Source organism: Pseudofrankia sp. DC12 (assembly GCF_000966285.1).
GTDB lineage: Bacteria > Actinomycetota > Actinomycetes > Frankiales > Frankiaceae > Pseudofrankia.
Genome location: NZ_KQ031391.1, coordinates 2,422,961 through 2,444,891, shown reverse-complemented (window position 1 = coordinate 2,444,891; position 21,931 = coordinate 2,422,961). Strand labels below are relative to the sequence as shown.

18 protein-coding genes and 3 pseudogenes are annotated in these 21,931 nt (G+C 71.1%); 16 read left to right on the top strand and 5 right to left on the bottom strand.

The genetic code is table 11. The annotated features are described in order from the left end of the window. Window positions 1–331: 331 nt before the first annotated feature. From FRADC12_RS34835 to FRADC12_RS09860, 4 genes and pseudogenes are all read left to right on the top strand, one after another. Window positions 332–427, top strand: a pseudogene (locus tag FRADC12_RS34835) (MerR family transcriptional regulator); the annotation flags it as partial. A gap of 118 nt (window positions 428–545) precedes the next feature. Further along, window positions 546–851, top strand: a complete 306-nt coding sequence (locus tag FRADC12_RS32980) for a hypothetical protein (protein WP_232304217.1) — start codon at window positions 546–548, stop codon at window positions 849–851. A gap of 407 nt (window positions 852–1,258) precedes the next feature. Further along, complete coding sequence (locus tag FRADC12_RS09865) at window positions 1,259–2,380, top strand: hypothetical protein (RefSeq protein ID WP_045876439.1); 1,122 nt, start codon at window positions 1,259–1,261, stop codon at window positions 2,378–2,380. A gap of 305 nt (window positions 2,381–2,685) precedes the next feature. After that, window positions 2,686–3,807, top strand: a complete 1,122-nt coding sequence (locus FRADC12_RS09860) for a hypothetical protein (protein WP_045876438.1) — start codon at window positions 2,686–2,688, stop codon at window positions 3,805–3,807. A gap of 143 nt (window positions 3,808–3,950) precedes the next feature. Here the strand turns inward: FRADC12_RS09860 and FRADC12_RS09855 are convergent, their stop codons facing one another. Both FRADC12_RS09855 and FRADC12_RS09850 read right to left on the bottom strand, forming a co-directional pair. Continuing rightward, entirely contained in the window at window positions 3,951–4,748 is a 798-nt protein-coding gene (locus FRADC12_RS09855; RefSeq protein ID WP_045876437.1) for an alpha/beta hydrolase, read from the bottom strand. Between the two features lie 114 nt (window positions 4,749–4,862). Beyond that, the gene (locus tag FRADC12_RS09850; protein ID WP_045876436.1) at window positions 4,863–5,087 is read right to left on the bottom strand and encodes a PKD domain-containing protein; all 225 of its coding nucleotides are present in this window, start codon (window positions 5,085–5,087) and stop codon (window positions 4,863–4,865) included. Window positions 5,088–5,152: 65 nt separating this feature from the next. Between FRADC12_RS09850 and FRADC12_RS29445 the strand changes: the two are divergent. The 5 genes and pseudogenes from FRADC12_RS29445 to FRADC12_RS09830 all read left to right on the top strand — a co-directional run. Beyond that, a pseudogene (locus FRADC12_RS29445) lies at window positions 5,153–5,359 on the top strand (cutinase family protein); the annotation flags it as partial. 85 nt (window positions 5,360–5,444) lie between these two features. Beyond that, window positions 5,445–5,897: a helix-turn-helix transcriptional regulator gene (locus FRADC12_RS09845; protein ID WP_045876435.1), complete on the top strand. Its 453-nt coding sequence runs from the start codon at window positions 5,445–5,447 to the stop codon at window positions 5,895–5,897. Between the two features lie 10 nt (window positions 5,898–5,907). After that, entirely contained in the window at window positions 5,908–6,315 is a 408-nt protein-coding gene (locus FRADC12_RS09840; protein WP_045876434.1) for a VOC family protein, read from the top strand. A gap of 126 nt (window positions 6,316–6,441) precedes the next feature. Then, window positions 6,442–8,904: an ATP-binding cassette domain-containing protein gene (locus tag FRADC12_RS09835; RefSeq protein ID WP_045876433.1), complete on the top strand. Its 2,463-nt coding sequence runs from the start codon at window positions 6,442–6,444 to the stop codon at window positions 8,902–8,904. 273 nt (window positions 8,905–9,177) lie between these two features. After that, window positions 9,178–10,362 (top strand): sulfotransferase family protein, encoded by a 1,185-nt coding sequence (locus tag FRADC12_RS09830; RefSeq protein ID WP_052710789.1) that lies wholly within the window; start codon window positions 9,178–9,180, stop codon window positions 10,360–10,362. 56 nt (window positions 10,363–10,418) lie between these two features. Here the strand turns inward: FRADC12_RS09830 and FRADC12_RS09825 are convergent. Further along, window positions 10,419–10,913: pseudogene (locus tag FRADC12_RS09825) on the bottom strand (cytochrome P450); the annotation flags it as partial. On the opposite strand from FRADC12_RS09825, the gene FRADC12_RS31010 reads away from it, so the two are divergent. The 5 genes from FRADC12_RS31010 (at window position 10,913) to FRADC12_RS28225 (ending at window position 14,733) form a co-directional block, all read left to right on the top strand. Next, a complete protein-coding gene (locus tag FRADC12_RS31010) occupies window positions 10,913–11,305 on the top strand; it encodes a hypothetical protein (RefSeq protein ID WP_045876431.1) in 393 nt (130 codons plus the stop codon). The pseudogene FRADC12_RS09825 and the gene FRADC12_RS31010 overlap by 1 nt on opposite strands. 112 nt (window positions 11,306–11,417) lie before the next feature. Beyond that, window positions 11,418–12,035 (top strand): hypothetical protein, encoded by a 618-nt coding sequence (locus tag FRADC12_RS09815; protein WP_045876430.1) that lies wholly within the window; start codon window positions 11,418–11,420, stop codon window positions 12,033–12,035. 208 nt (window positions 12,036–12,243) lie between these two features. Further along, complete coding sequence (locus FRADC12_RS09810) at window positions 12,244–13,341, top strand: magnesium transporter CorA family protein (RefSeq protein WP_232303707.1); 1,098 nt, start codon at window positions 12,244–12,246, stop codon at window positions 13,339–13,341. A gap of 250 nt (window positions 13,342–13,591) precedes the next feature. After that, the gene (locus FRADC12_RS32105; RefSeq protein WP_052710788.1) at window positions 13,592–13,978 is read left to right on the top strand and encodes a Dyp-type peroxidase domain-containing protein; all 387 of its coding nucleotides are present in this window, start codon (window positions 13,592–13,594) and stop codon (window positions 13,976–13,978) included. Then, entirely contained in the window at window positions 13,975–14,733 is a 759-nt protein-coding gene (locus tag FRADC12_RS28225; protein ID WP_157488757.1) for a hypothetical protein, read from the top strand. The genes FRADC12_RS32105 and FRADC12_RS28225 overlap by 4 nt, the downstream gene beginning before the upstream one ends. Window positions 14,734–14,805: 72 nt before the next feature. On the opposite strand, the gene FRADC12_RS09795 is transcribed toward FRADC12_RS28225, so the two are convergent. Further along, complete coding sequence (locus FRADC12_RS09795; RefSeq protein WP_045876429.1) at window positions 14,806–17,715, bottom strand: polynucleotide kinase-phosphatase; 2,910 nt, start codon at window positions 17,713–17,715, stop codon at window positions 14,806–14,808. 7 nt (window positions 17,716–17,722) lie between these two features. Then, a complete protein-coding gene (locus tag FRADC12_RS09790) occupies window positions 17,723–19,378 on the bottom strand; it encodes a 3' terminal RNA ribose 2'-O-methyltransferase Hen1 (RefSeq protein WP_084010555.1) in 1,656 nt (551 codons plus the stop codon). Between the two features lie 508 nt (window positions 19,379–19,886). Here FRADC12_RS09790 and FRADC12_RS09785 point away from each other — a divergent pair. Continuing rightward, a complete protein-coding gene (locus FRADC12_RS09785; protein WP_045876428.1) occupies window positions 19,887–21,449 on the top strand; it encodes an APC family permease in 1,563 nt (520 codons plus the stop codon). 28 nt (window positions 21,450–21,477) lie between these two features. Further along, window positions 21,478–21,834 (top strand): TraR/DksA family transcriptional regulator, encoded by a 357-nt coding sequence (locus FRADC12_RS09780; protein ID WP_045876427.1) that lies wholly within the window; start codon window positions 21,478–21,480, stop codon window positions 21,832–21,834. Window positions 21,835–21,931: the final 97 nt, after the last annotated feature.

The window sequence follows — 21,931 nt, the reverse complement described above, 5'->3', positions numbered from 1 at the left end:
CGCGGGTTGGATATTCGGTTTGTCGGGGGCGGCTGCGTGAGCGCCGCCGGCGACGATCACGGTCACGAGACGGGCCAAAGCGTCCGGAACCGCCAAGCCTCCGGAACTCCTGTTCGATTCGGTAGATGATGTTACGGCCGGCGCGGCCACTGGACATCGTCCCTGGTCAGGGCTCGGGTAGCGACCGGTCGGACAGTAATTTCAGGGCCAGCAACCAAGATCAAACGGTTTGGATGCCGGTACACACAGTCCACGGGGTGGATTTCCGCTTAACGCGGCCTCCTCGGTGGCCTTGACTTTCTAGTCGGGTTGAAGGTTGACGGTCCCGGTTGTGGCTTCCTGTCGGGTCTCGCAGCTGGCGGATCGTGTCGGTGTGCCGGCGACGACGCTGCGGTTCTACGAGTCGGCCGGGCTGTTGTCCGCGGAGCGCACCCCGTCCGGTTACCGGATGTACGGCGACGACGCGGTGGAACGGTTGGCGTTCATCTCGTCCGGGAGCCCCAGACCGCTGCCGGCCTGCTGGCTGACCTGTTGGGAGCGACGGCATGACGCCCTCGATGGGCAGGTCTGGTCCGTGGTCGACGATCGGCGCCGCCGCGGTGGCGGTCGCGGCGTGCGCCGTGTGCTGTGCCGGGCCGCTGCTCGCGGTCCTCGGCGTGGTCGCTGCCGCGGCGACTGTCGCCGCCGTGTGGGTTCCCGTGCTGGCCGGGGTAGCGGTGGCCGCCTTTGCCGGGGCCGTCGTGGTCGGCCGTCGCCGCCATGCGGCCTGCCGGACCGTTCCCGGACCGGTTGACCTAGGCCTGCCCGCCTCCTGCGGCCCTCGGCGCCCCACGGGAACGGCACCGCGGTAGGCGGCACGGCGCATCGCCGCCGAGATCCCCAAGGTCCTGCACCGCCTGACGGCCCACCTCCAGACACTCGCTGCGAACAACGTGAACCCCGGTTCTATGCGTCGGTCATTCGATGGACGTTTTGTGCGGAGAATTCACCGCGATGTGTTCTGGTTGGACGCGCTGTTCGCACCCCCGCTAGGCTCTGCGTGCCGGTCGACGTATGGGCCCCAGGTTGACAACGACGGCTTCTGCGACACGTCGATTCGGAACGACGGGAACCACTCGCAACGGGTGGATTCCCTGATGCCTACCAGTTGTGGCCAATTCGATGACGAACAGTGCCGCCGCCTTCCCCTTTCAGGGAACGCGGCGGTGGTCCTGTCATGCCTGCACGATTCCTTGTCGGAATCATCCGGAGGTGCCCGATGGAGCTGCTGTCGAACCAGAACCACCTGACCAACCGCCAGTTCGCGGAACAGATCATGGACTCGATCAAGGAACGGCACGGCGTAGACCTGCACGCGATCTTCTCGAACGACGCGCTCAGCGAGCGCAAGAAGGCGCGGCTGGCCCGCGTCCGGCTCCTGGAAGCGCTGCTGACCGAGGCGAACGAGCCGAATTCCGGTGCCGTCGACCTCGATGCCGCCGACTTCGACCAGGACACCGCTCTCGCGCAGATGCTGGACACCGAGATCGACATCGAGCCGAACCTCTCGCTGACCCGCAGCGACGCGAACTACGTGATGAGCCTGCGCGGTGACGGCGTCCGCGAGTACCTCACGATGCTCACGAAGCGCTTCGAGAACATGCAGACCGCCAAGACCCCCGGCCAGCTCGCGATCGAACTGACCGCCAGCGGCCTGATCAGCGTCGGCGTCCCGATGGCCTGGGAGGTCATCAAGGCGCTGCGGGCCGGGCAGGCGGTCATGGCCGCCATCCGGACCGGCATCTCGAACATCGGTATGAAGACCGCGATCGGCGCGATCGTCGTGGTCCTCGTCGGGTTCTTGCTCTACATGTTCCTCGACAACCCCAAGAAGATCCTCGGGATGGTCATCAACGACACCGACGAGCACCTCGTCGTCAAGAACTGGGAGAAGGGCGTCGACGGAAAGAAGGACGGAGACCTCTACATGGCCTTCGGCCACATGGCGAACTTCATGCAGGACAACGAGAGCGGACTCGTCTCACCGAAGGTTCAGATCAGGGCCCGGGTGAACTTCGGCCCGAACGAGCCCGACAACCTCGTGTTCGCCGGCATCTACTTCGCCGACCGCAACGTCGGAATACGCGGCGCCGAAGGCGTCATGATCTTCAGTTCGCCCAAGGTCAGGATCGCCCACCTGTTCGCCGTCCCCTACTTCGAGGACAACGGCACCTGGATGGGGTTCGTCAACGAGGGCGAGGACATCGAGAAGATCTACAAGGACTTCTACGCTCGCCGCCAGGTCTCCATGTCCCGCACCGAACGCAACTACCGGCTCGGCGCCAACGTCAACGCCCCCAGAGGCGGCGTCGTCTCCTGTATCGCCTCCATCGTCCAGTAGGGGCCCAGGAACGATTCCCGGCGGCCGTGGTCGGGGCCGCCGGGAAGCCTGACGAACACGAGGTAGCCGACGCTGACGGAAACGTCAGGCCACTGGACATCACAACCCACGACCGTGAGAACCGGCGAGGACCGGAACACGCCGTCCGCCTGTCGCCGGCGGCCGGACCGGTCCTCGCCCTGCCCCGCGTGACGCGTCCCGGGCGATCGCCTTCACCCGGACGCCCATGAGCCGCGCGGGACGCCCCGCCGTGGCGGTGTGCGCGCACCGCCACGTTCACTGGCGCGATCATTCGGAGGTATCTGGTGGAACTCTCGCCGACACAGACCCACCTGAGCGACCGGCAGTTCGCCGAACAGATCATGGACTCGATCAGGGAACGGCACGGTGTCGACCTACAGGCCATCTTCTCGAACGACGCGCTCAGCGAGCGTAAGAAGGCCCGGCTGGCCCGCGTCCGACTCCTGGAAGCACTGCTGGACGAGGCGAGCCAGCCCGGCTCCGGGGCCGTCGATCTCGACGCCGCCGACTTCGACGAGGAGACCGCGCTCGCACGGATGCTCGACACCGAGGTTGACGTCGAGCCGAACCTCGCGCTGGCCCGCGGCGACGCGAACTACCTCATGAGCCTGCGCGGCGACGGCGTGCGCGAGTACCTGACGATGCTCGTGAAGCGGTTCGAGAACATGCAGACCGCCAAGACCCCCGGCCAGTTCACCATCGAACTGATCTCCAGTGGGCTCGCCGGCGTCGGCGCACCGATGACGGCCGAGGTGCTCAGAGAGCTACGGGCCGGGCAGGTGCTCACCGCCGCCATCCGGAACGCGATCACCACCATCGGCCTCAAGACCGCGATCGCAGCGGCCGTCGCGGTCCTCACCGGGCTCCTGCGGTACATGTCCCTCGAGAACCCGAAGAAGATCCTCGGACTTGTCCTCAACGACACCGATGAGCATCTCGTCGTCAAGGACTGGAAGGAAGGCGTCGACGGGACGAAGGCCGGCGACCTGTACATGCACTCCGGCCACATGGCCGCCTTCATGCAGGACAACGAACGCGGGCTGCTCTCACCACGAGTCCAGGTCGGCGCACGCGTCAGCTATGGGCCCGACGAGCCGGACACCATTGTGTTCGCTGGCATCTACGTCGCCAACCGCAACATCGGACTACGCGGCACCACCGGAATCATGATCTTCAGCTCGCCTTCGATCAGGGTCGCCCACCTGTTCGCCGTCCCCTACTTCGACGACAACGGCACCTACATCGGATTCGTCAACGAAGGCGAAGACATCGGCAAGATCTACACGGACTTCTACGACCAGCGCCAGGTGTCCGTCGCCCGCACCGAACGGAACTACCGCCTCGGCGCGAACGTCAACGCCGCCAGAGGGGGCGTCGTGTCCTGTATTGCCTCGATCGCCCAATGAAGAGAGCCCCGGCGAACACGAGGTCAGGCTGGTAGCACGGCCGTCAGTACGGGCAGCCGCGCGCTGCGGGCCCGGTCGATGTGGGCGTACGCGAGTGGTCGGCCGGCCCTTCGCGCGGGCGCGCGCCCAGCTGGCCGCGGGTGTTACAGCCCCTGCTTGTGCAGCCAGGCGAGCGAGGCGTCCGCGACCTCGCGCCAGCCGTGGTCGATCGTCAGCGAGTGCCCGCGGTCGGGGAAGCCGAGGATGTCGGTGACCGCCGAGGAGTGGCGGTACTGCTTCAGCGTCGCCCGGGTCACGACCTCCGGAACCGTGTGGTCCTTCCCGCCGGCGATCAGCAGGAGCGGGCCGCGGCCCTCGTTCTTGGTGTTGACCGCGGCGGGTGAATGCGGGTCGAAGTTGGCGGCCGCGGCCTCGAACAGTGGCTTGCCGGGGGCGGGCATGACCCAGGTGTCGAACAGCTGCTGGGACTCGTCCTCGGGAATGGCGTTCCCGAAGGCGTACCGGAACTGCTCCGCCGTCAGCGGGACGGTCTTGTTCTTGTTGCTCGGGTTCTTGAACACCGGCAGCGTGGCGCGCAGCGCCGAGAGCGGCAGCGGCAGCACGCCCTTGATCTGGGCGGCGTCGATCGCGACGGCGGCGCCGGCGAGGTCCTGGCCGAGAAGGCGCTGAGCGATCATCCCGCCGAACGAGTGCCCGACCAGGACCGGCTTGGCCGGGAGGTGCGAGATGATCTCCGCGTAGTGGGCGACGACGTCGTCGATGCCGTGGCCGGCCATGGCGTCCGAGTTGGACCTGGCCTCCTCCACCGTGTCCGGGTCGCCCGGCCAGCCAGGGGCGGCGGGCTCGTAGCCGGCGCTTCGGAACAGGTCCAGCCAGGGTCCCCAGGACGAGGCGTGCAGCCACAGCCCGTGGATGAAGATCACCGGGGTCGAGGTTGTCATGCGAGGGCTCCTTAGCGGCCGGACGTCCGGATCGGTCATGGGTCGGGACGTCTTCTGATCGGAACGGTAAGGCATGACGATCGGCCGTCGCGTGCGTCAACCGCATCGGCGACGTCATCGGTTACTCGGACGAGGACCCGCCGGCCGGTGCGCGCGCGGCGGCGAGTCCCTACGGGTGCCGGTCGCGGTGTAGCTGTGCTTGGCCGTGCCGCCGGTCTGCGGGCCGAAGGTGGCCGCGCCGTCGCCGAAGTCGAACGTGTACCGCAGAGTCCCGGAGCCGCTGGACCCCGACGCGTCCGCGGTGACCTCCAGCTCGACCTGCGTGGGGACGACGGACACGGTGGGGTCACCGACGGCCGTGTCGACGCAGGCGGCGGGGCCTCGCCCCGAGGGCCGCGGCGGTCGTCGTCCTCGGCAACCCGCTGGCCCTCTACGGACAGCACATCCCGACGGCCAGCGCGCTGTGCGGCCCCAGGTCCCAGGAGTTCTGCGCGTCGGGCAACCCGGTCTGCGTCAACGGAGCCAACGGCGTGGCCCACCTGACCTACGGCTCCAACGGGATGACCACCCGGGGCGCCGCGTTCGCCGCCAGCAAGGTCAAGAACTCCTGATCCGCCCGGCCCGGCGGCGCGGTGCGCAACGGCGTCGCGCCGCCGGGCCGCCGGCCGGGCGGGTGCGGGCCCATACCCTGGCAGGGTGACGCCGGAGGATCTCGCCAACCTCGCGCACCTGCGTCGCGCCCGCGACCTGATGGACCGTGAGTACGCCCGCCCGCTGGACGTGGCCGCGCTCGCCCGGGCCGCGCTGATGTCGACCGCGCACTTCTCCCGGCAGTTCCGCGCCGCGTACGGGGAGACGCCCTACGCGTACCTGATGACCCGGCGTATCGAGCGGGCGAAGGCGCTGCTGCGCCGGGGCGGCCTGTCGGTCACCGACGTCTGCATGGCGGTCGGCTGTACGTCGCTCGGCTCGTTCAGCGCCCGCTTCACCGAGCTGGTGGGGGAGACGCCGACGGCCTACCGGGCCCGTGACCACGGCGGGCTCGCCGGCGTGCCGGGCTGCGTCGCCAAGGACCTCACCCGCCCCAGCCGCAGACCGCGCGGTGGACCGAGCAGGATCGGAGAAGCGCCCGGGCCCACGGTTCCTTAGCGTTGCGGTCATGGACCTCACACTTGCCCGCTGCTTCGTCCAGATCAACGACCCAGACCTCGCCCTGGCCTTCTACCGGGACGCCCTCGGGCTCGAGGTGCGCAAGGACGTCGCCAACGAGGGCTTCCGCTGGATCACGGTCGGCGCCCCGTCCCAGCCCGGCGTCGAGATCGTTCTCACGAACTTCCTCCAGGGCAGCCCGGCCGACACCGAGGCGATCGCCGCCCTGGTCGCCAAGGGAGCCCTCAACGGCGTCCACTTCCACACCGACGATTTGGACGGCACCTTCGAGAAGGTGCGTGCCTCGGGCGCCGAGATCGTGCAGGAGCCGACCGAGCAGTTCTGGGGAACCAAGGACTGCGCCGTGCGCGACCCGTCCGGCAACCTGGTGCGCATCGACCAGCTGCCCGCCGCCTGAGATTCCCGGGGCCGGAACCCGGGCCGGCGGCGCAGGGCGGGACTTCCGGCCCGAAGCTGGTTGGATCGAGCCAGGGGGCGCCGGCCCAGACCGCGGCGGCGGCCCCGGTCGACAGATGAGGACGCGATGAGCATGGCCACGAGGACACCGACGCAGTCGCCCGCGCCGCACGTTGCCGACAGCCAGGACCTGATCCGCGTGCACGGCGCGCGCGTGAACAACCTCAAGGACGTCACCGTCGAGCTCCCGAAGCGACGGCTGACGGTGTTCACCGGCGTCTCCGGCTCGGGCAAGAGCTCGCTGGTGTTCGGCACGATCGCCGCGGAATCGCAGCGGCTGATCAACGAGACCTACAGCGCCTTCGTGCAGGGCTTCATGCCGACGCTGGCCCGGCCCGAGGTCGACGTTCTCGAAGGGCTGACGACCGCGATCATCGTGGACCAGCAGCGGATGGGCGCCGACACCCGCTCCACGGTCGGCACCGCCACCGATGCCAACGCGATGCTGCGGATCCTGTTCAGCCGCCTTGGTCAGCCGCACATCGGCCCGCCCAACGCGTTCTCCTTCAACGTCCCCTCGGTCCGAGCCAGCGGCGCGATCACGGTCGAGCGCGGCGGACACAGCCAGGCCGTGAAGAAGACCTTCAACCGTCTCGGCGGCATGTGCCCGCGCTGCGAGGGCCGGGGATCGGTCTCCGACATCGACCTGGCCCAGCTCTTCGACGACTCCAGGTCGCTGGCCGACGGTGCCCTGACGATTCCCGGCTACCACGCCGGTGGCTGGAACGGCCGTCTCTACACCGAGTCGGGGTTCGTCGACCCGAACAAGCCGATCCGCGACTACACCCAGAAGGAGCTGACCGACTTCCTTTACAGGGAGCCGGTCAGGATGAAGATCGCCGGCATCAACATGACCTACGAGGGCCTGGTCCTCCGGGTGCAGAAGTCGATGCTGTCCAAGGATCCCGACGCGCTCCAGCCGCACATCCGGGCCTTCGTGGACCGGGCCGTGACGTTCATGGTCTGCCCGGAGTGCGCGGGTACCCGGCTGGCCGAGTCGGCTCGGTCCTCGCGGATCGGGGGCGTCAACATCGCCGACGTCTGCGCGCTGCAGATCAGCGACCTGGCCGGGTGGGTCCGCGGCCTGACCGAGCCCCGGGGACCCGACGGATCGCGAAGCGATCTGGCGGGAGTAGGCGTCGCGCCGCTGCTGGCGTCCCTGCTGCGCACGCTCGAGTCGTTCGTGGAGATCGGTCTGGGCTACCTCTCGCTCGACCGGCCGTCGGGCACGCTGTCGGGCGGCGAGGCCCAGCGGGTCAAGATGATCCGCCAGCTCGGCTCCTCCCTCACCGACGTCACCTACGTCTTCGACGAGCCCACCACCGGCCTGCACCCGCACGACATCCAGCGGATGAACGAGCTGCTGCTGCGGCTGCGCGACAAGGGCAACACGGTGCTCATCGTCGAGCACAAGCCAGAGATGATCGCGATCGCCGACCACGTCGTCGACCTCGGCCCGGGCGCCGGCACCGGCGGCGGCACCGTCTGCTTCGAGGGCACCGTCGAGGGGCTGCGCGCGAGCGACACCGTCACCGGCCGCCACCTCGACGACCGGGCCACGATCAAGGACTCGGTGCGCACGCCGACCGGCAAGCTGGAGATCCGCGGCGCGACGACCCACAACCTGCGCGATGTCGACGTCGACATCCCGCTCGGGGTGCTGGTCGTCGTCACCGGCGTCGCCGGTTCCGGGAAGAGCTCGCTGGTGCACGGGTCGATCTCGGCCGGCGCGGGCGTCGTGTCGGTCGACCAAGGCGCCATCCGCGGCTCGCGGCGCAGCAACCCGGCGACCTACACGGGGCTGCTGGAGCCGATCCGCAAGGCGTTCGCGAAGGCCAACGGCGTGAAGCCGGCGCTGTTCAGCGCCAACTCCGAGGGTGCCTGCCCGACCTGCAACGGCGCCGGCGTCATCTACACCGACCTCGGGATGATGGCCGGGGTCGCCACCACCTGCGAGGACTGCGAGGGGAAGCGGTTCGACGCCTCGGTGCTGGAGTACCGGTTCGGCCGCCGTGACATCAGCGAGGTACTCGCGATGTCGGTGATCGAAGCGGCGGAGTTCTTCGGCGCCGGCGAGGCGCGCACGCCGGCCGCGCACGCCATCCTCGGCCGGCTCGCCGACGTCGGGCTCGGCTACCTCACCCTGGGCCAGCCGCTGACGACACTCTCCGGTGGCGAGCGGCAGCGGCTCAGGCTCGCCACCGTGGTGGACATGCGGCCAGGTGCGGGCCGGGCCGAGAAGGGCGGCGTCTACGTCCTCGACGAGCCGACCGCGGGCCTGCACCTCGCGGACGTCGAGCAGCTGCTAGGCCTGCTCGACCGGATCGTCGACGCCGGCAAGTCGGTGATCGTCGTCGAGCACCACCAGGCGGTGATGGCGCACGCCGACTGGATCATCGACCTCGGCCCCGGTGCCGGGCATGACGGCGGCCGGATCGTCTTCGAGGGACCCCCGGCCGACCTCGTCGCCGCCCGCTCGACCCTCACCGGCCAGCACCTCGCCGACTACGTCACACCCCGCGCCGCGTAGCGGCCACCGGCGGGGTGAGCCGGGCCCGCCTGGCTGTCCGCTGACCGACAGGCCCTGGTCAGCGGCCTGCGCGGCGAGGTGTCATCGACCCCCCGGTCGAAGTCTGGACTGGGGGTGGGGGAGCATCTGGGCTGGGGAGCCGTGGCCCGTGCCGTCCTCGTGGGCGAGCGGCTCCACTGGGTCGTCCCACGCATTGGGGCGGCTTTTGTGTTCTTCCGGCCCCACCCCACTTTCGATGTGAACGCCGATCCAGTGACTGGTGGAGGTAGCCGCGTGAACCCAGATGATCTTCTCGCGTCCGCGCGGGAGACCACTGGTCTCGATGACTTCGGTGACGATGAGCTTTTCGGCGGGGATGGGTGGCGGGACGGGCTCGCCCTGCTGCTGCGCTGCATCGAGGACGAGGCCAGGTTCAGCGAGCTGGGCCAGCTGGCGGCCGGGTTCGAGCTGGCCTCCTACCTGGCGAACCGGTTGAGAGTCGTCGACCACCACCGCGGGCACCCGGAGATCCGGGAGCGCGACATCGTCCCGCCCGTGGTCATCGTCGGGCAGGCGCGCACCGGCACCACCCTGCTGTTCGACGTCCTCGCCCAGGACCCGGCCCACCGGGCGCCGCTGACCTGGGAGGTCGAGGCCCCGCTACCGCCGCCGCGCACGCAGACCTACTACTCGGACCCGCGCATCGACGAGGCTGAGTCGCTGATCAGCGTGACGGACACCGTCATCCCCGGGTTCCGCGCGATCCACCAGCTCGGCGGCCGGCTCGCCCAGGAGTGCGGCCGGATCCTGGGCAGCGCGTTCACCAGCACGATCTTCGCGAACCAGTACCGGGTGCCCAGCTACCTGCACTGGTGGCTGCACGACGCCGTCCGGGACGGCCACGTCGCGGCCGCCTACACCTGGCACCGGCGCTTCCTGGAGGTGCTGCAGAGCGAGCACCCGGGCAGCCGGTGGCTGCTGAAGTGGCCGTCGCACGTCTGGACGCTGCCGCAGCTGATGGGCGAGTATCCGGACGCCCTGCTCGTGCAGACCCACCGCGACGTCGCGACCCTGGTGGCCTCGAACACGAGCATGGTGGCCGCGCTGCGCCGGCTGTACTCCGACGAGGCCGACCGGGACGAGATCGGCCCCGAGTTCGCGGAGCTGCTGCTGGAAGGGTCGGAGCGCACGGTCGATGTCCGGCTCGACGGCACCGTGCCGGCCGGCCAGGTCTTCGACATCTCGTTCGCCGAGCTGATGGCCGACCCGCTGGCGACCGTGCAGACGATCTACGACCGGTTCGGCTTCGAGCTGCCCGGCCCGGCCAGGGCCCGGATGGCCGGTTTCCTGCGGGACAACCCGCGGGCGGCGAGTGGCCACAGCTACAGCTTCGCCGACACCGGCCTGGACCTCGCCGACGTCCGGGCCCGCACCGCCCGGTACGCCAAGTACTTCGACGTCGTGGAGGAGCGCGGCTAGGGCTCGCCCAGCGCCCCACCCGGCCCCGGTGATGATCACCGGGGCCGGGCCGCGGCTCAGAACGTGATGGGCAGCTTCGCGTAGCCGCGGACGGTGCTGGTGTGTACCCGCACCACGTTGGCCTCGTCGATGTCCCAGTTCGGGAACCGGAGCAGGGTCTCCTCCACCGCCACCCGGCTCTCCATCCGGGCGAGGCCGGCGCCCAGGCAGAAGTGGATGCCGTGGCCGAACGAGAGGTGGCTGTCGACGACGCGGTGGATGTCGTACCGGTCGGCGTCGGCGTACTTGCGCTCGTCCCGGCCGGCGGACCCGGTGAGCAGCAGGACCTTGGAGCCGGCCGGGATGGTGGTGCCGTGCAGCTCGACGCCGCGCTTGGTCAACCGCCCCTGGACCGGTGACGGCGCCTCGTAGCGCAGCGTCTCCTCCAGCGCGTTCCTGATCAGCGACGGGTCGCCGGCCAGCTCGGCGCGGGCCTCGGGGTGCGCGGCCAGCAGCGCGCCGGTCCACCCGAGCAGCCGCGCGACCGTCTCGGTACCGGCGCTGATCAGCGATGGCGTTGGTGGCCGGCTGCGGGCGGGTCGACCCGAACGAGGGCTTTCCCGGATTTCAGGACACGCTGGCGCCGTCGGCCCAGACGGCCGGCGGTGACGACCCCGCGTTGACCGACGCCGGCGCTGGTCAGCCCACGGACGCCGCCGACGTGGGTGCTCCGCTGGCCGTCGCGACCCCGGACCCGCAGACAGTCCGGCCGGCCGGCTCGAATGCCTCCGCCGGCACCGCCGCGACCGCCTCGGCGAAGGCGAGCCCGTCGGGCACGGCGGGGAACCACGCCCCGACCGCCCCGGCCAGCACTAGTTCGATCAAGCTCCCCGTCGAGACCACGACTCCCGCCGCCAAGCCGACGACGGCCAGGCCGACCGGCGGCCTCACCCTCCCCAACTGATCGCCTGCCGGCCCCGACCGGTCGGGCGAACCAGACCTGTCGGTGGTCCGGTCTACCGTGACGGGACAGAACGGCCCACACGGCGGCCCCGGGCGAACAGGGGAGAATCGCAGTGAGCGACGACGCGGCGAGTGCCGCCCCGCGCCGAGCCCGCGAGCCTCGGCGGGCCAAGCGGCTGGTGCTGGTGGTGGGGGCGGCCGTCGGGCTGCTGGCGGTCGGCGGTGGGCTCGGGTTTGTCGGCGGTCGGCTGTCCGCGCCGACGGGACGCTCCTCGGACCGGGCGGTCCGGCCCGAGGAGAAGGCCCAGCACGCCGCGGCCGTCCGGTACGGCAACCTGACGTTCCGCCCGACCGGGCTGACCTGCGGCCTGCAGTGGGCCTTCGGCACGCACGCCGAGCTGGAGGCCAGGGGCCAGTACTGCCGGCTCGGCGTCGTCGTCGAGAACGTCGACTCGACCTTTCATGACCTCGTCACCGGGAGACAGCGCCTGGTGGACGCGGCCGGAACGGCCTACGCGCCGAGCTTCGACGTCATGCGCGCGAAGCGGCAGCCGGACTCGATCACCATCGGCGCCCGGGACGCCGTCGAGATCGACCTCTGGTTCGACGTCCCGGCCACCGCCCGGGTCGTCGCCGCCCGCCTGGTCGGCGACGACGACCCGTCCGGCATCGACACGGTCGTCAACACCCCGCGACCAGCCGGCGGCGCCCGCGTCCCACTGACGATGTAGGCGGCCCGCGGCAGCGGACCGGGCTGTCCGCTCTCGGCTCGGCCGCCGGCGGCTCCTCGTCGCCGGTCGGGCTGTGAGTGCGCGGCTTCCTCCGGTGACGGTTGCGGCGGGTCTTGTCTGGAGATTCACCCTGGAGCGGGTCGGATTCTTCGTCATGCTCGGATAGGGGTCATGGCCGGCTTGGCCAGGGGCGAGGAGGGTGGATTCGGTGGGTGACGCGACGCTAGAGAATTCGGGCCTGTCGGGCCGCGCGGCGGGTTGGGCCGGGCATCCGACCCTCGCCTGTCGCGTCGACCCGGAGGCCGATCCGACGAACCGAGTCGGCCGGGAACCGCCCCGCACTCGGGCCTACCGGGCCGGCAAGCTGGAGGCCGAGGGCTTCGCGGTCGCCCGGGTCAGCGACTATCTGGAACAGCCCGACACCGTCGTGTGGCTCGACCTGTGCGCTCCCCGCCCGGACGAGTTGCACGTCATCAGCGAGGAGCTGAACCTCTCCTCGCTGGCGGTCGAGGATGCCGTCAGCCCGCGCGAGCGTCCCAAGCTGGACCGCTACGACAGCCACCTGTTCCTGAACGCCTATTCGGTGAGCTTCGACCAGGACAGCGGTGAGGTGGCCACGCACGAGGTCGCCGCTTTCATCACGGAGAAGGCGCTGGTGACCGTGCGCCAGGACGAAGGCTTCGACGTCGACGGCCTGCTCGCGCACTGGGGCGAGGTCGGCGCGGAGCTCAGCCAGTACGGCGTCAGCTACCTCGTGCACGGGCTTCTTGACTTCATCGTCGACCAGCATTTCGCCGCCGTGCAGAGCCTCGACACCGAGATCGAGACGCTGGAGGACCTGCTGTTCGACGACGCGCCGCACGACGGTGCCGTCCAGCGACGCAGCTACGAACTGCGCAAGAGCCTGGTACTGCTGCGCCGGGTGGTGCTGCCCATGCGCGAGGTCGTCAACACGATCATGCGCCGGGACCTGCATCTGGTCAGCCCCGAGATCGCGCCCTATTACCAGGACGTCTATGATCACGTGTTGCGCGCCACGGAGTGGACCGAGAGCCTGCGGGACCTGGTCACCACCATCCTGGAGACGAATCTGACCATCCAGGGAAACCGGATGAACCTCATCATGAAGCGGCTGAGCGCGTGGGCCGCCGTTATCGCCGTACCGACCGCGATCACCGGGTTCTATGGTCAGAACGTGCCCTATCCCGGCTTCGGAAAGGAATGGGGTTTCGCCGTCAGCGTCGGCGTCCTCCTCGGGTGCGCGAGCTTCCTCTACCTGGCTTTCAAACGCCGCGACTGGCTCTGATGTAGCCCGGATTTCTCGACGCTCCAGGCCCGGGCGAACGTCACGGGAACTTCGGATGACGTCTCGGCTCGAACCGCCCGTCAGCCGCCAGCCACCGACGCCGTCCCGGCCGGCGCGCTGGTCCGGCCGGCCCGGTTCGTCGCGTTCCACGGCCAGCACCAGGCCGGCATCCTGGTGCCCGCACAGGCCTACTCGGTCACCGCGGCCTTCGACGTGACGGGCCCGCTCCAAGGGCGAGCTCGCCGACCTGGTGCGCGCGCTGACCGGCCGGACCCGCTTCCTGGCCACCGGCGGCGTCCCGCCGAACGACGGGATCTCGGCGCCGCCAGCCGACTCCGGCGTGCTCGGCCCGGCCATCACCGGCACGGGCCTGACTGTCACCGTCGGCGTCGGGGCATCGCTGTTCGACGACCGGTTCGGCCTCGGCTCCGCCCGGCCGCGCCGGTTGACCACGATGCCGACGTTCCCGAACGACAGCCTCGACCGCGCCCAGTGCGACGGTGACCTGGTGGTGCAGATCTGCGCCGATGCCCCGGACGTCCCGCTGCACGCGATCCGCGACCTCGGCGTAGGCGTCCGCTCCACGACGTGGCGCCGTCGGTCGCGGGTGGTGCCTTCGCGCACCAGCAGACCGTGACCCGGTTCGCCCTGCTGTTCCTGTCGGGCACCCTTATGTGCCTGTTCCAGGACAAGATCCCGTTCTCCGGCGTGCTGGGGGCCGTCGCGCTGCTGGAGGTGGTCGTCGCCTACCGCGTCTTCGACAACGCCTACATCTGGGCCGGTCCGCCGCTGGCGTACGTGTGCCTGTGGGTGGCCACCCGGGTGCCGATGCCCAAGGTGCTGCGCAACGACTTCTCCTACGGTCTGTATATCTTCACGATGCTGGTGCTCTACGGACTGGCCAAGGGCAGTCTCACGGTCTACACCGTCCTCAGCCTGTCTGGCGGCCTCGCGATCGCGGCCCTCAGCTGGTTCGGCCTGGAGAAGCGCGTCTTGAAACTGAAGAACTTCACCCCTGGTTTCCTGAAGACCAAGGGCGCCGCAGCAGCCGCCAGCGGCTCCCACCGGCGGTTGCGACGGCCGCCCGGCATGCGGGCGTCGACGATGGTCATCCCGATGCCCGCCGAGATCCGGTCGGCGATGGCCGGGCCCAGCCCGGCCGAGCCGGTCCGGCGCGGCGCCAATCGGCCGGCCCCGGCCCCGGCCGAGTCGAGCCCCCGGTCGCGACGTCGATCGGGCTCGGACCGGCCGGCGCCGCCGCCGGCCCCGCCTGGGCGCGTCGATGAAACGATGCTGCTCATCCCGACCGGAGGAGCGGAGGAGACCATGCGGCTACCTCCCCAGCCTTCGGTCGACGACACGGTGCGACTCCGGCGCGGCCGCCGGCGCTGACGGCGGCCGCCCGCGCGGCTTCAGGGCTTCTGAAAGCCCAGAAGCCTTGTCGGCGCTAGAGGCGGGTCGGCGCTAGAGGCGGGGGTCGACGGCCTCGGACTCCAGAGCGAGGATGGCGAAGGCGCATTCGTGCACGCGCCAGAGCGGCTCGCCGGCGGCCGCCCGCTCAAGCGCCTCCAGCCCGAGGGCGTACTCGCGGAAGGCCAGCGAACGCTTGCGGCCCAGCCCGCGGACACGCAGCCGGTCCAGGTTCTCGGGCCTGGTGTAGTCGGGCCCGTAGATGATCCGCAGGTACTCCCGGCCGCGCACCTTGATGCCGGGCAGGGCCAGGCCGCGTGAGCCTCGGGCCAGCCCGGCCGCCGGCTTGACGACCATGCCCTCGCCCCCGGTCCGCGGGTCGGTCAGCTCGTCCCACCAGGTGACGGCCGCGGCGACGGCCGCCGGGTCGGTCGCGCGCACCGCGTACCTGCGGGTGGTGACGACCAGCTCGGAGTCGGCGGCCACGAGCCGGTCGGCGACAGCCAGGTGCCAACTGTGTGGACGGTCAACCTGGGTGGCGCCGGGACCGCTTGCCGGGCCGGCGGCCAGTAGCTGGAACGGGGCGACCTTCAAGCCGTCGAGGCCGTCGACCGGCCAGCAGTACCGCCGGTAGGCATGCGTGAACGCGACCGCGTTGTCGAGCCGGTCGCGGGTCTTGGCCAGCAGGTCGGCGACGTCGACGCCCCGGTCGGCCGTCGCCGCCAGTGCCGAGATCGCCGCTGGTAGCGCGCCGCGCGCGGCTGCCCCGGCCGCCGCGTACTGCCGGGAGATCAGTTCGGTGGCCTTGGCAGACCACGGCATGATCTCCGCGTCGAGCACGAGCCAGCCGGCGTCGAGCTGCGTCCAGAGCCCGGCCGACGCCGCCGCCGCGCGCAGCCGGGCCAGCACCTGCTCGGTGAGTTCCGGGGAGAAGAACGGCCGGCCGGTCCGGGTGACTATCGCGCCCGTGGTGCCGTCGCCCGCGCCGAACCGGGCCGTCGCGACCGCCTGATCCCGGCAGACGACGACCACCGCCCGCGAGCCCATGTGCTTCTCCTCGCAGAGAAGATCGTCGACGCCGTCCGCGCGGTAGGCCTCGAAGGCCTCGGCCGGGTGTTCCAGATAGCCGGGCAGCGACGACGTCGGCGGCGGGCTCATCGTCGGCGGGAGGTAGACAAGCCAGCGCGGGTCCACCGCGAACCGGCTCATGACCTCCAGGGCCGCCAGCGCGTTCTCCGGCTGCACCTGGACCCGGCCGCCGTGGCGGGTCTCGACGACGCGGCGCCCGAGCACGTCGGTGATGTCGAGCAGGTCGTCCGCGCGGTGGCCGGAGGGCCACGTGGCGGCGGGAAGCGGCGGGCCCAGCGATCCGGCGGGCAGGGGCGATCCGGCGGGCAACGCGGGGCCGACGCTGGTCGCCCACTCGGAGGCCGCGACGCCGACGCCCGCCGGCGGCGCCGCCGGCCCGACGTGCGCCGGTGGCCCGAGCGGGGCGAGCAGGGCCTCGGCCGAGGCCGGGTCGGCGGTCGCCGCCGGCCCGGGCTCGTTCGCCCGTCCATTCCCTCCGCACGCAGTCTCCTCGGCCTCGGCATCGTCGGAGCGGACGCCGACGGAGTCCGCGGGCCGCGGCTGTTCGGCCAGTGGTCGGGCTGGCTCGAAGTAGACGCGGGCGGCCGGCAGGGAGACCAGCTCACGCTCGGGGTAGCGCAGGGCGGTGAGCGCCCCGCCGAAGACGCAGCCGGTGTCGAGACAGAGGGTGTTGTTGATCCACTCCGGCTCGGGCACCGGCGTGTGCCCGTAGAGCACGGTCGCCCTGCCCCGGTACTCGTTGGCCCACGGGTACCGCACCGGCAGGCCGTAGTCGTCGGTCTCGCCGGTCGTGTCGCCGTACAGGGCGAACGAGCGCACCCGGACGGAGGCCCGGCCCTGGTAGGCCTCCTTCAACCCGGCGTGGGCGACGACCAGCCGGCCCGCGTCCAGCACGTAGTGCGCGATCAGCCCGTCGCAGAAGGCGGTGACCTCCGCACGGAACTCGGCACTCTCGCCCTCAAGCTGCTCGAGCGACTGGGCGAGGCCGTGCCCGATCGTCACCTTCTTGCCGCCCAGGGCCCGGACCAGCTTGTCCTCGTGGTTGCCCCGGACGGCGAACGCGGTCCCGGCGGCGACCATGCCCATCGCCAGGCGCAGCACACCGGGGGTGTCTGGCCCGCGGTCGACCAGGTCGCCGACATAGATCACCCGTCGGCCCTCGGGATGGCGCGCCCCGACCGGTCGCCCGGCGTCGTCGACGCCCAGCTCGTAGCCAAGCTTGGTGAGCAGCCCCTCCAGCTCGACGCGGCAGCCGTGCACGTCGCCGATCACGTCGAAGGGGCCGGTCTCGTGCCGCAGGTCGGTGAACAGCCGGGTGAAGGCGATCGTCGCGGCGGCGACCTCGGCTTCGGAACGAAGCACGTGGACCCGCCGGAAGCCCTCCCGAGCGAGTCCCCTGATCGACCGGCGCAGCTCGGAGCGCTGGCGACGGATCACGGCCGGGCCGAAGTCGCGGTCCGGCCGGGCGGAGTTGCGGGCGAGGCACACCTGCTCGGGCAGGTCGAGCACGATCGCCACCGGCAGTACGTCGTGTCGCCGCGCCAGCTCGACCAGGGGCTGGCGGGCGCGGGACTGGACGTTGGTCGCGTCGACGACGGTGAGCCGACCGGCCGCGAGCCGCTTGCCGGCGATGTAGTGCAGTACCTCGAAGGCGTCGCCGGTGGCGGCCTGGTCGTTCTCGTCGTCCGCGACCAGGCCGCGGCAGAAGTCGGACGAGAGGACCTGGGTCGGCGTGAAGTGGGTCCGGGCGAAGGTCGACTTCCCCGATCCGGAGACCCCGACGAGCACCACCAGACAGGTCTCGGGGATGTCGAGTGCCGGCAGCGGGGCCGTCTCGGGTGTGCCGGTCATCTTCTCGGTCTCTTCCAGGGTCATCGGGGCCTCACACGACCCGTTCGAGGACCGCGAGCTGGGTGGGGGCGCCGAGCTCCGGGTCGGCGGCGCCGATGGCGCCCAGCCGGGCGGTGTAGGGGTAACGGGTCAGGAGATCCTCGACCCAGCGGGCGAACTCGGCCCTGGTCCACTCGAACCGGTGGTCGCGGTGGCGGAGATCGCCGGTGGCGAGTCCCTCGTAGCGGACGTTGAACTCGACGTTGGGCGTGGTGATCACCACCAGGCGGGGTCGTGCCTCGCCGAGCACGGCCGCGGCGAGGGCCGGGAGCCGTGGCGGGTCGACATGCTCGATCACCTCGCTGAGCACGGCGGCGTCGAGGCCGGCGATCCGTGCGTCCCGGTAGGTCAACGAGCTGGCGACCAGCCGGAGCCGAGCCCGAGCCCGGTCGGGCATCCGGTCGATCCGCAGGCGGCGCGCGACCGTCTCCAGCGCGCGGTGCGAGACGTCCACCGCGACGACCTCGGTGAACCGCGCGTCGGCGAGCAGCTCGCCGACCAGCTTCCCGTCGCCGCAGCCCAGGTCGGCGACCCTGCGGGCGTCGGCCGCCCGCAGCACATCCATGATCGCCCGCCGTCGCTGGACGGCCAGCGACGGCGGGCGTGGCTGCTCCTGCGTCGGGTCCACCCGGTCCGCGACGGAGGAGGCCGCGTCGACCGATGCGTCCGGGGCGGGAGCCGTCGCGGACGCATCGTCCAGGGCCGCCGTCGGGCCGGGGCCGTCGACCGCGAGGTCCGCCTCCGGATCCTGGTCGACCGCGGCCAGCCCGGGCTCGAAGCCGGCGGAGACCGCGTCGGTAGGGACGTCCTCGACGGTGCCGAGCTGGGCGAGCGCGGCCGAGGCGAGGCCGGCGCGGTGCGCGAGATACCGGCGGGCGATGAGGTGGCGCTCGGGATGGCTGGGCAGCCAGCTCACGCCCTCGCGGACCAGCTTGTCGATCTCGTCGCGCCCGACGTAGTAGTGCTTCCCGTCGTCGAGCACCGGCAGCAGGACGTAGAGCTGGGTCAGCGCGTCCGCGAGCCGGGCGGTGCCGGTGAACGTCACGTCGTGGTGCGGTGCGTCGCCCCATTCGGGAAAGGCCGGGTCGAGCGGCGCCGCGACGGCGTCGACCCGCCAGCCGAGCGGGGCGAACAGCCGCTCGGCCAGCGTCGCGCCGCCGCGCCGACAGGGCAGCGCCGGGACCCGGATCTCCAGGGGAAGCGGCGTCGCCGCCAGGTCCGGCCGGGCCTTGCAGATACCGGCCATCGCCGTCGAGAACACGGCGGCCATCGCGACGGCGAGCAGGCTGGACGCGGCGTAGGGCCGGTCGTCGACGTACTGCGCCGCCGTGGAGCCTCGGCTGTTGCCCTTGCCGCGGACGAGGCCGACCGGGTCGACGTCGAGCAGGAGCGCTGCCGTGCAGCGGGCCGCGTCGGCCTCCGGGTAGAAGACGTAGGCGCCGCCCGCGGCCGTGTCGAACCGTTGCGCCCGGTCCGGATGCTTGTGGAGCAGGAAACCGAGGTCGGTCGCGGGGTGCGCCGCCACTGGCTGACCGGCAGACGAGTTCTCGACGAGCTGGTTCTCGACGAGCTGGTTCTCGACGAGCTGGCTCTTGACGAGCTGGTTCTCGACGACCAGGGGCGCGGTCGTGGTCAGGGTCAGCAGCATGGCCGGTATTCTGCCCGACCCCGATGGTTTTTGTCACCTCATTTTCCCGCTTTCTTGCACGTCCTTAGAACGCCCGTAGCGATGGTTCACTGGTAATTCGCTATTCAGGCCTGAATCTCGGCCAATAGGGCGGGAAGAGTTCACGTCACAGGATCGTCGACGGGCGGTTCGCGACAGACAGATGGACACTGAGCCTCGCGACCACAGCGCCGACGGCCGAGATTCAACGCGGGCTTCCGGTGATTCTTCGAATGGCCAGGAAAGCCGGTAAGTACGCGCAGTGTGTCGCTATGGTCGGGCAACTAACGACCACGCCCCGCTAACCGCGACAGAGCTGTATATCGAGAGGCGGCCGGTGATGTACGGAAGTCAGCCGGCCGCGAGGCACCGCGGCATCGCCGTGCCGTCGCCCCTGACGCCTGGACGGCGGGCAGGCTTGCCTGGACCCGGCCACCCTGGCCAGGCGCCGCCGGGACCGCCCGCCCCGCCGCCGGGCGGCGACACGGGGATGGCGCCGCGACTGGGACTGCTGGGCCTGACCTTCGTCTCGCTCGGCTCGATCATCGGCTCCGGCTGGCTGCTCGGCGCGCTGACCGCGGCCCGGGTCGCCGGCCCGGCCTCGCTGGTCGCCTGGGCGCTGGCCGGCGTCCTGATCATCGGGTTGGCACTCGTCTACGCCGAGCTGGGCGCCACCTACCCGGTCGCCGGCGGCAGCGCCCGCTACACCCACCTCGCCCTCGGCCCGCTGTCCGGCTTCGTCGCCGGCTGGCTCGCCTGGATCCAGGCGGTCGCGCTCGCCCCGATCGAGGCCGAGGCGGCGCTGTCCTACCTGGACAACATCTGGCCCGGCCTGATCAGCCCGCAGGGCACCCTCACAGGCACGGGCCTCATGCTCGGCGCCGCCGCGCTCGGGGTGTGCACGGCGGTGAACGTGCTCGGCGTGCGGTGGCTCGCGGAGACCAACTCGGTCGCGGTGATCTGGAAGTTCCTGGTGCCGGTGCTGACCGTCATCACGCTGTTGGCCGTCGCCTTCCACCCCGGCAACTTCCACGCGGGCGGCGGGTTCGCCCCCTTCGGCGCGCACGGGATCTTCGCAGCGCTGCCGGCCGGCGTCGTCTTCGCGCTGCAGGGCTTCGAACAGGCCGTCCAGATGGGTGCCGAGGCACGTGACCCCGGCCGCGACGTGCCGCGCGCGGTGATCATCGCGACCCTGCTCGGGACCGCCGTCTACCTGCTGCTCGCGCTCGCCTTCCTCGGCGCGCTCTCGCCCGCCGGGATCGCGGGCGGCTGGGAGCACCCGGTGGGCAGCGGCGACTACGGGCCGTACGCGACCATCGCGACCGGGCTGGGCCTGGGCTGGCTGGCGGTGCTGCTCTACATCGACGCCGTCGTCTCTCCGGGCGGCACGGCACTGATCTACGTCGGCACGTCGGCCCGGCTGGCGTACTCGATGGGCCAGACCGGCTACCTGCCCGGGGCGATGCGCCGCCTCGACCGGCGCGGCACGCCCGTGGTCTCGATCCTGCTCGCGTACGCGATCGGCCTGGTCATGTTCCTGCCGTTCCCGAGCTGGCAGCAGCTCGTGACGCTGATCAGCTCGGCCACGTTCCTGACGTACGCCTTCGCGCCGATCGCGCTGACCGTGCTGCGGAGGGTGGATCCGGACCGGCCCCGGCCCTACCGGCTGCCGGTGGCGCCGGTGCTCGCCCGGGCCGCGTTCGTCACCTCGAACCTGATCGTCTACTGGGCCGGCTGGGAGAACGACCAGAAGCTGGCGGTGGCGATCGCCGCCGGGCTGGCCTGTTTCGCCGGCTACCGGTCGACACAGCCTTCCGGTCGCTGGCCGGCCCTCGAATGGCGCTCGGCGCTCTGGCTGGTGCCGTGGCTCGGCGGTCTGACTGTGGTCTCGTGGCTGGGCCAGTTCGGCGGCGGGCGCGGCCTCATCCCGTTCTGGGTGGACCTCTGCGTGGTCGTTGCCTTCGGTCTCGTGATCTTCGAGCTGGCCGTCCGGTCGACGCCGCCGGCCGCACGGGCTCGTGCCCTGATCGAGGCGGAGCTTTCCCCGCGCTGACCGGCCGACGGCGCGGTTCGATCGAACGATGACCTCCGAACGTTCCGTGCGGGCCCGGCTGGCGACCGAACGCGCCGCGGCCGCCGCCTCGCTGGAGGCGCTGCGGGAGCGGTTCGCGCTGCTCCTCGATGACAGTTATGTCAACACCGACGACGAGCACGACATCGAGGGCGCGTCCATCCCGTTCGAACGCGAACAGGTCCGCGCGACCCTGCGCGAGGCGAGCGCCCGCCTTGCCGAGATCGAGGCCGCTTCGGCGCGTCTGGCGACCGGCGACTACGGCGTCTGCGCGGCCTGCGGCGGCGCGATCGAGGCGGGGCGCCTCGACGCTCGCCCCTGGGTCCGCGTCTGCATCCGCTGCGCGTCCCGTCCCGGCCGGCACTGATCTGGCGCATCGCCAGCCCCACCCACGAGTGCCTGGTCCGTGGTTCGTGCGGCGAGGAACAGCCTGTTCGGAGGTCTGCCGAACAACTTGTTACCGG

Excerpts from the sequence above, each read along its gene's own strand:
- FRADC12_RS32980 (WP_232304217.1), top strand. The coding sequence starts at position 546 with ATGACGCCCTCGATGGGCAGGTCTGGTCCGTGGTCGACGATCGGCGCC.
- FRADC12_RS09865 (WP_045876439.1), top strand. The coding sequence starts at position 1,259 with ATGGAGCTGCTGTCGAACCAGAACCACCTGACCAACCGCCAGTTCGCG.
- FRADC12_RS09855 (WP_045876437.1), bottom strand. The coding sequence starts at position 4,748 with ATGACAACCTCGACCCCGGTGATCTTCATCCACGGGCTGTGGCTGCAC.
- FRADC12_RS09840 (WP_045876434.1), top strand. The coding sequence starts at position 5,908 with ATGGACCTCACACTTGCCCGCTGCTTCGTCCAGATCAACGACCCAGAC.
- FRADC12_RS09835 (WP_045876433.1), top strand. The coding sequence starts at position 6,442 with ATGAGCATGGCCACGAGGACACCGACGCAGTCGCCCGCGCCGCACGTT.
- FRADC12_RS31010 (WP_045876431.1), top strand. The coding sequence starts at position 10,913 with ATGGCGTTGGTGGCCGGCTGCGGGCGGGTCGACCCGAACGAGGGCTTT.
- FRADC12_RS09795 (WP_045876429.1), bottom strand. The coding sequence starts at position 17,715 with ATGACCCTGGAAGAGACCGAGAAGATGACCGGCACACCCGAGACGGCC.
- FRADC12_RS09790 (WP_084010555.1), bottom strand. The coding sequence starts at position 19,378 with ATGCTGCTGACCCTGACCACGACCGCGCCCCTGGTCGTCGAGAACCAG.
- FRADC12_RS09785 (WP_045876428.1), top strand. The coding sequence starts at position 19,887 with ATGGCGCCGCGACTGGGACTGCTGGGCCTGACCTTCGTCTCGCTCGGC.
- FRADC12_RS09780 (WP_045876427.1), top strand. The coding sequence starts at position 21,478 with ATGACCTCCGAACGTTCCGTGCGGGCCCGGCTGGCGACCGAACGCGCC.